This window comes from Leptolyngbya sp. FACHB-671 (assembly GCF_014695745.1).
Taxonomy (GTDB): Bacteria; Cyanobacteriota; Cyanobacteriia; order Elainellales; family Elainellaceae; genus JAAUTN01.
This window is the reverse complement of record NZ_JACJOV010000104.1, coordinates 1-7,999: the sequence shown is the minus strand read 5'-3', so window position 1 is coordinate 7,999 and position 7,999 is coordinate 1. Positions and strand designations below refer to the sequence as shown.

Below are 7,999 nucleotides of genomic sequence, written 5' to 3'. Positions count from 1 at the left end.
CTTTTCGGGACGTTATCGCAATCGTAGAAAACGGTTTGGCTTGCGCTTGAATCTGATTGCTGGCTTACTCAACTATGAATTGGCACATGCCTTTTGATTCATGCAGGAGGTCTATTAGACTTCCTGCGTGAGGAGAGTTAGTGGGGGCGATCGCTTTCCCTTTCATAAGCCAATTCACCCATCACATAAGTAGCTTGAATGGCGCGATCGTCTCCCAGCATGATCAGGCTAAATAGCTGGTCAGTCAGCTCTTTGAGTGATGTTGCTATAGAGCCTGAATTGCGAAACGCCATGAGTGGAGTTGCTTGCATATCCAAAACCACAAAGTCTGCTTCTTTGCCTGAATCAAAGTTGCCAATTTTATCATCTAAATACAAGGCTCTTGCCCCTCCCAATGTAGCTAAAAACATCGCCCTGAAGGGAGACAACCGCTGTCGCTGAAGTTGTGCCACTTTATAAGCAACATGAGCAGTCACCAATAGAGAAAAACTGGTTCCGGCTCCGATGTCTGTTCCTAAACCGAGATGTACGGGATGTTGATCTGATTTTGCTTTGGATAGCTTAAATAACCCGCTGCCTAAAAATAGGTTTGAAGTGGGGCAAAAGGCGATCGCTGCTCCCGTTTCTGAGAGACGCTCAAATTCCGCATCCGTTAATTGCACCCCATGAGCAAAGATTGACCGTTCACTCACTAATCCTGCCTGATCATATACATCCAGATAGCCTTTACTATTAGGAAACAGCTTAGCAACAAGCTCTACCTCATCTACATTTTCTGATAGGTGAGTATGCAAATAAACATCTGGAAACTCTTGCAGCAGTTTACCCGCCATTTGTAACTGTGCATCGGTGGAAGTCACTGCAAATCGGGGTGTGACCGCATAAAGAAGTCGCCCTTTTTTGTGCCATTTTTGAATTAATGCTTTGCTATCTTGATAAGAAGAGGAAGCAGTATCTACGAGGAAATCTGGAGCATTTCGATCCATCATTACTTTGCCTGCAATCATTCTCAGATTGCGCCGACTTGCTTCTTCAAAAAAAACATCCGCAGACTGGGGAAACACTGCCGCGAAAACCAGTGCGGTCGTAGTGCCATTCTTCAACAGCTCATCTAGAAAAAAAGCTGCGACCTTTTGAGCATAGTTTCTATCTTTAAACTTGCCCTCTGTTGGGAAAGTATATTGTTGCAACCACTCCAGCAGTTGTTCACCGTAGGCAGCAATCATTTCCGTTTGCGGGAAATGAATGTGAGTATCAATAAACCCAGGCATGATCAGTCGCCCGGTGTAGGATGTGATATCTAGGTCGGTGTACTTGTGTTCGAGGATATCATACGCACCAAATTCCTTAACTCTGCCGTTTTCTAGAACGAGCAGCCCATCGGCAATGTAGCGAACACTTTCTGATTCAGGGACGTAGAACGGGTCATCAATGAAGTCTAGAAAAGAACCGCGAATTGCTTTAAGCGTCTCTGAAGATTGACTTGGAGTAATCATAATCACTAATCACAAGTTTCATGAATTGCCACTTAAACTTAAGTTACAGCAACTTTAAAACTCAACTCACTTAGAACCATTCTGTATTTCGTATTTCTCAAAGGTATAGTTGAAGTCAACGGTTTTTCGTATAGTAAATCACAAGATTCTCCGGATGTGACAGGCTATACGCAGCTTTTAGTAATACAATGCATTCGTCTAAAGTATGGTTGAGAATACCCATTAAATGAAGCGTCACGGTCACACAACAGCACATCGTCCGGGCTGGTCATTAGATCATCGCAATCCTCAATTTATCCAAGCCTTTCAGCCTCTATGGGGTTGGTTCTACGAACATTACTTTCATGTTCAGACCGAAGGTTGGGAACAGGTTCCCGATGGTCAGGTAATGTTTGTTGGCTCTCACAATGGCGGAATGGCTGCGCCTGACATGTTCATGATGCTCTATGACTGGTTTAAGCGCTTCGGCACCGATCGGCTGGTTTATGGTCTGATGCATCCTAAAGTGTGGGTAGTCTATCCTCCCTTAGCTTTTCTGGCAGAACGGGGTGGGGCGATCGCTGCTCATCCTAAAATGGCGCTAGCTGCCCTTGACCGCAACGCCAGTATTCTGGTTTATCCCGGTGGTGCTCAAGATGTCTTTCGCCCGTTTAGCCAACGAAATCAAATTCATCTTGCGAATCGCAAAGGCTTTATTAAAATTGCACTTCAGCGCCACCTGCCGATCATTCCTGCTGTCTCCTGGGGTGCCCACGATACTCTGCTGGTATTAGCTGATATCTATCCCTTCATGCAGAAACTTCATGCACGGGGTATGCCCTGGCTATTGGGTATTGATCCTGAGGTTTTCCCTATCTACCTGGGTCTACCTTGGGGACTTGCTATCGGTCCCCTGCCTAATGTTCCCTATCCTCGACCCATCGCAACCCGTATTGGCGCACCGATCTACTTTGAACGATATGGGAAAGATGCTGCCCGCGAGCGCAGCTATGTTGATGCCTGTTATGAGCAGGTTCAGCACCAGATGCAACAAGAACTCAACAGCCTCATCGCCAAGCATGGTGGCAATCTACCCGATGATCAAGCCTGAAAGCATTACAGCAGTCATTGCAAGCATTAGTCCTGCGGCTTCAGAAAAGCTGCTGTATTGAGTCATTCGTGAAAAGAATATTAAGCTTTTGGGCTGCTCTATAGCCCAAAAGAGAGTTGACTATTGCAGAACTTGAGAAGGTCTTCTGCACAATCGCTTGATATAAACTCCATTCGTCCTACTTTAGATGCCCTATCTCAACCTGTAGGAGCATGATTTGTCAGATACCTCCCTCTATCGTGAGGAAGCGAGTAAAAATCGTTTTGTAACACGTTAAAGATAGTTTAGTTCTCAATTTGTACACAGAGGAGAATCATGTTTTTTCATAAAAAAGAACTTATCCATAACGTTGACATCAAGGAAGCAAATCCTCGATATGCTCAGCTTCTATTAGAGCAGTTTGGGGGTGCCACGGGAGAACTATCTGCAGCATTACAATATTGGGTGCAGTCATTCCATGTTGAGAATGCAGGTATACGTGACATGCTGCAAGATATTGCGATCGAAGAATTTAGTCACCTTGAAATGGTGGGCAAACTGATCGAAGGACATACTAAAAATGTGGATCAAACAGATGCCTTTAAAAGTACGCTGTTTGCTGTGCGGGGTGTGGGTCCTCACTTTCTAGACAGCCAGGGGAGCGCGTGGACGGCAAGCTATTTGAACGAAGGTGGCGACGTTGTTCGTGATCTAAGAGCAAACATTGCCGCAGAAGCTGGGGCCCGTCAGACTTACGAAGAACTAATCAAACTAGCAACGGATGAGGGAACCAAACAAACACTAGTCCATCTGCTGACGCGGGAAATTTCTCACACAAAGATGTTCATGAAAGCACTGGACTCGTTGGGCAAATTGGATGATCCATTCTTTGGCAATATCCAACCCGACGAAACCGTCGATCTTTACTTCAACTTGTCATCCAACGGTGGGAAGGATGAGCGTGGACCCTGGAATTCTGATGAAAACTTCAAATACGTTGCCGACCCCGCTACACACAGTAAAGCCTAGATTCAACGCAGAATTTCAACTAACGCAAGCGTTGTAGATACTAGAAGCTGGCTAGAGACTAGAAACTGACCTCAATAGGGGCGTAGCAATTGAAGCCTTGAGTTACCTCGGCTTTTTTGAACTTGCTACGTCCTTCTATTTTCAGGATTGTTTCTTATCTCAGTACCACCAAAGCATCGAACCAGGATTCAAAGATAAGAGTTTTACCCACATTCATCCACAGCTGTGTTGCGGTATAGGTTGAGGCGACAATGCTTGAGACTCTTAGGAACGGTAGAAGATCAGATTGTTGATTGTTTCTACAAAGGTGGTGGTGTTCCCTACTCAGAATTCAAGCGCTTCCATGCAGTAATGGCAGAAGATAGCGGGCAAACGACTGTATCTGCACTGTTTGACCATGTGTTACCCCTGATTCCTGGACTCATAGAAGCTTTGCAACAGGGTATTGATGTGTTAGATGTGGGTTGCGGCAGCGGGCGGGCACTCACCAAGTTAGCAGAAGCTTTTCCAAATAGCCGATTTACAGGTTATGACTTTTCAGCAGAAGCGATCGCCAATGCCAACCATGAAGCCCAACTACGGAAACTTCACAACATCCAGTTTCAGGTAAAAGATGCAGCGACTTTGGCAGAGAGCGATCGCTACGATTTCATTACCACCTTTGACGCTGTTCACGATCAGGCTAAACCCGATGTTGTATTAAAGAACATTCACAGTGCGTTACGTCCTGATGGTGTTTACCTGATGCAAGATATTCATGCCACAACCGATATAAGCGGCAACCTGGATCATCCTGTTGCACCACTGCTCTATACCATTTCCTGTATGCACTGTATGACGGTTTCCCTTGCCTATGGTGGCATGGGATTAGGGGCAATGTGGGGGCAGGAAAAAGCACTGGAACTGCTTGCCAATGCTGGGTTTAAGCAGGTCGAAATTAAACGACTAGCACACGATTTCCAGAATGACTATTACATTATTCGCAAGTGAGGCATGATATGAAAACTAGCGTGACACCAGAGAAAACTATTTTCAGGAGATCGATCGCACCAAAGTTGTTCCCCATCCCCTGATTCATCACACGGGCGACATCTTGTTAATGACCGCTCCTGTTCAGATATAAGTTTGGAGGACTACTTTTATGTGCAAACTATGTGCGATCGCAGCACGGTATTCCCGTCCTCGTCAGGATTCACTCATCTTTGATCTCAGTCAATTTGCCGTAGCTGCTACAGCCAATCCTTTAACTCAGCAATCTCACACACAGCAAACTCAAAAACAATCTGAACAACAAGTCAAATCTCATGTCACTGAAAGCTGATGCAGCGGGACTGTATCGAGATGCAGAAGCATTGTTAGCCGTTACATTGTTAATGTTGTCGCTACAGAAGCATTGTTAGTCATTACAAAAGCATTGTGATGCGCTACAGAAGCATTGTTAGTTATTACATTGCTAATGTCGTCCATGCAGAAGCATTGTTAGCCATCACATTGCTAATGTTGTCGCTACAGAAGCATTGTATTGCAGTGCAGAGGTATAAGCGGATCGGAAGATAAAGTGCGATCGCCCTAACTTCAAAAAAATCTGTATCAACGATTGCATCTTCTAACCTTTTCTGACTTTTTCATGCCAATCAAATTGCAATGTTGCTCTAGATTGTATCTATGAGAACGTTTGAGAGGTTGAATTTATTACCCAGAAGCGCAATCGCATGGGTTCTGTTGGGTTACGCTTTGCTTCACCCAACCTACAGTACTTGAAATCTACGATCCAACAACTACTAAGCATCATTACTTTGACTCTGAGCAGGACGCTTTAATCTAGATAGAAAAGCGCTACTAGCAATCAGTTTTTAATGAAGTGAGTTTTGGATAGCAAGCCAAGCTAATCACACGGCTTGAACTCTAGCAATTTTTTGAGGTAACTCTCATGGTGAGAAGCGATCGCCCATTAATGCAGAGCCTAAAGATTCTGCTGACCGTTGTGCTGACATGTGGTATCTCCTTTCGGCTAATTGACCTTGACCTGTTGACCAATGCAACACTAGATGAGCTAAAGATACCTGAAAATGAGTTTACCGATGTGTTTGTTCATAATCCAAGCGATCGCCTTCAATCTGTCCCTCAACAGCAAGGCAAAACGTTATACCAATTCAAAGACAACACGCTGGACATTTCTCTTTACCAAACTCAAAAGCAGCGAGTCAAAATAACTCCAACACTCTCGTTCCAAAGCGAAGCTCCGGAATGCGTTCTGGAGGCTCTACCTCCTCTCACGAGGCGGAGCCGCAATACTTGCGCTACCGTGCAGAGCAACGCAACGCGGCATCGTTTCAACCGCTTTTCCCTTAACTAAAGGTCTTTGTTCTAACTTCTTACTCAATTGGAGGACATGCAAATGAGCTACAGCTTTAACCCTTATCCAACCCTGCTTGCACTAACCTTATTGGCAGCGGTGGAATTAGCTGGTCATTCTAAGCTGGCATTGGCTCACACTCCTGACCAGCATCAAGCAGAATCAACTGAACAGGTTGCAACTTCCACAGAAGCAACGGTTCCTTTATTTGACGATTTGGGTAACTATAGTCATCCCATTTCTACATCTAACCCACAGGTGCAGCGCTACTTTGACCAAGGATTGATTTTGGCCTACGGATTCAACCACGCTGAGGCTCTTCGAGCTTTTCAACAGGCTGCTGAACTTGATCCAACTTGTGCAATATGTCACTGGGGAATGGCGTATGTTTTAGGACCGAACATCAATGCCGCAATGGAAGATGGCGCAGTTCCTACAGCTTGGGAAGCAATTCAGAGGGCGATCGCCCTCAGCGAACACGCAACTGATCAAGAAGGAGCATACATTTCAGCACTGGCAACACGCTACGCCCCTGAACCAGTCGCAGATCGGAGTGAACTAGATCTTGCGTATGCAAATGCGATGCGACAAGTTGCTCAACAATACCCCGATGATCTGGATGCTGCCACCCTGTTTGCCGAAGCCTTGATGGACACTGTTCCTTGGGACTATTGGCAAGAAAACGGAGAACCCAGACCTGAGGGGGCTGAAATTATCACGACTTTAGAATCGGTCTTAAGCCGCAATCCTTATCATGTAGGTGCGATTCACCTTTATATTCATGCAGTTGAGGCTAAACGTCCTGATTTAGCAGCAGATGCAGCCGATCGCCTGCGGTTGCTTCGCATCAACACTGGACATTTAATTCACATGCCTGGACACATTTATCTAAGGGTAGGGCGCTATAACGATGCAGTGATAGCAAACCGCCAAGCCGCAGCCGCCGATGCTGAATACGCCCGTCAGCATAACCCTGAAGGGACTTATCCAATTGCTTACATGCCGCACAATGAACACTTTGGCTGGTATGCGGCAACCATGTCAGGACAACAACAGAACGCGCTCCAAGCCGCTCACCAGACGGCTGCACTGGTTAACCAATCACTAATTCGGGAAGCAGGCTTTGGCACCTTGCAGCATTACTCCACCATTCCGCTTTACACCTACGTTAAATTTGGCATGTGGAATGAGATCTTAGCGCAGCCCGCTCCAGCAGAAGATCTGGTGTATCCGACAGGGGTGTGGCATTTTGCGCGAGGCATGGCGTACACCGCAAAAGGTGAGTTGCAAGCCGCAACGGAGGAACTGGAAGCCGTGAGAGCGATCGCCACCAGTCCCGCTTTGGAAGGAGTTACCATTTGGGATATCAACAGCACTTCTCACCTGCTGCAAATTGCTAGTGAGGTGTTAGCGGGTGAACTGGCAGCAAAACAGGGAAATTTTGAGGAGGCGATCGCCCACCTGCAAACGGGTATCACCCTGGAAGACCAACTTAGCTATGACGAACCGTCACCCTGGTATTCCCCAGTTCGGCAAACGCTAGGGGCTGTACTGCTGCAAGCAGGTCGCCCAGCCGAAGCAGAACAAACCTACCGAGAAGATCTAGCAATTTATCCTGAGAATGGCTGGTCGCTTTACGGCTTGACTCAGAGCTTACAGGCTCAAGGCAAAACCGCAGAAGCCCAAATCACCCAGGAACGGCTTGAGCAAGCTTGGGGGTATGCAGATATTTCCCTGACCGCTTCTCGCTTGATGGACTAGGCGATAACTATGGACATATCGTAGGTTGGGTGAAGCGAATGCGTAACCCAACGGAATCTGGGTGAGTGTTGGGTTGCACGTTGTTTCACCCAACCTACATCAAAAGATTTGTCAGTCAGCCAGGTAGGATGCGTGGCGTTGCTGAAACCGTAATGGTTAAGTAGGTAGAGGAATAGCTCGATACTTCAAATAGTGAAGCAGCAAACGGAGTGAACATTTCAACATCTCAAGGGATTTGGAGTAGCACAAGGTTTTACGGTGCAGCCGTGCTAGGTAATGCCGTAGACG

The 7,999-nt window shown here is 46.3% G+C and carries 7 protein-coding genes and 1 pseudogene; 6 read left to right on the top strand and 2 right to left on the bottom strand.

Features of this window, described 5'->3' with window-relative positions; genetic code table 11:
* Positions 1-137: 137 nt before the first annotated feature.
* Complete coding sequence (guaD, locus tag H6F93_RS14345) at positions 138-1,496, bottom strand: guanine deaminase (RefSeq protein WP_190681804.1); 1,359 nt, start codon at positions 1,494-1,496, stop codon at positions 138-140.
* Positions 1,497-1,722: 226 nt separating this feature from the next.
* Here guaD and H6F93_RS14340 point away from each other — a divergent pair, with 226 nt between their 5' ends.
* The 6 genes from H6F93_RS14340 (at position 1,723) to H6F93_RS14315 (ending at position 7,711) form a co-directional block, all read left to right on the top strand.
* Positions 1,723-2,586, top strand: a complete 864-nt coding sequence (locus H6F93_RS14340) for a lysophospholipid acyltransferase family protein (RefSeq protein WP_190681800.1) — start codon at positions 1,723-1,725, stop codon at positions 2,584-2,586.
* 315 nt (positions 2,587-2,901) lie between these two features.
* A complete protein-coding gene (locus H6F93_RS14335; RefSeq protein ID WP_190645692.1) occupies positions 2,902-3,594 on the top strand; it encodes a manganese catalase family protein in 693 nt (230 codons plus the stop codon).
* A gap of 255 nt (positions 3,595-3,849) precedes the next feature.
* Positions 3,850-4,584 carry a class I SAM-dependent methyltransferase gene (locus H6F93_RS14330; RefSeq protein ID WP_242043463.1) on the top strand — a complete coding sequence of 245 codons (735 nt, stop codon included), beginning with the start codon at positions 3,850-3,852 and terminating at the stop codon, positions 4,582-4,584.
* 151 nt (positions 4,585-4,735) lie between these two features.
* Positions 4,736-4,915, top strand: a complete 180-nt coding sequence (locus H6F93_RS14325) for a hypothetical protein (RefSeq protein ID WP_190645689.1) — start codon at positions 4,736-4,738, stop codon at positions 4,913-4,915.
* Between the two features lie 609 nt (positions 4,916-5,524).
* On the top strand, positions 5,525-5,950 hold the full coding sequence (locus H6F93_RS14320; RefSeq protein ID WP_190681797.1) for a hypothetical protein: 426 nt from the start codon (positions 5,525-5,527) through the stop codon (positions 5,948-5,950).
* A gap of 42 nt (positions 5,951-5,992) precedes the next feature.
* Positions 5,993-7,711 carry a tetratricopeptide repeat protein gene (locus tag H6F93_RS14315; protein WP_190681795.1) on the top strand — a complete coding sequence of 573 codons (1,719 nt, stop codon included), beginning with the start codon at positions 5,993-5,995 and terminating at the stop codon, positions 7,709-7,711.
* A gap of 156 nt (positions 7,712-7,867) precedes the next feature.
* Here H6F93_RS14315 and H6F93_RS14310 read toward each other — a convergent pair.
* A pseudogene (locus tag H6F93_RS14310) lies at positions 7,868-7,999 on the bottom strand (IS1 family transposase); the annotation flags it as partial.

What these genes read in the sequence shown, in the direction of transcription:
- H6F93_RS14320 (WP_190681797.1), top strand. Translation starts at nt 5,525, where the DNA reads ATGGTGAGAAGCGATCGCCCATTAATGCAGAGCCTAAAGATTCTGCTG.
- H6F93_RS14335 (WP_190645692.1), top strand. Translation starts at nt 2,902, where the DNA reads ATGTTTTTTCATAAAAAAGAACTTATCCATAACGTTGACATCAAGGAA.
- H6F93_RS14325 (WP_190645689.1), top strand. Translation starts at nt 4,736, where the DNA reads ATGTGCAAACTATGTGCGATCGCAGCACGGTATTCCCGTCCTCGTCAG.
- guaD (WP_190681804.1), bottom strand. Translation starts at nt 1,496, where the DNA reads ATGATTACTCCAAGTCAATCTTCAGAGACGCTTAAAGCAATTCGCGGT.
- H6F93_RS14315 (WP_190681795.1), top strand. Translation starts at nt 5,993, where the DNA reads ATGAGCTACAGCTTTAACCCTTATCCAACCCTGCTTGCACTAACCTTA.
- H6F93_RS14340 (WP_190681800.1), top strand. Translation starts at nt 1,723, where the DNA reads ATGAAGCGTCACGGTCACACAACAGCACATCGTCCGGGCTGGTCATTA.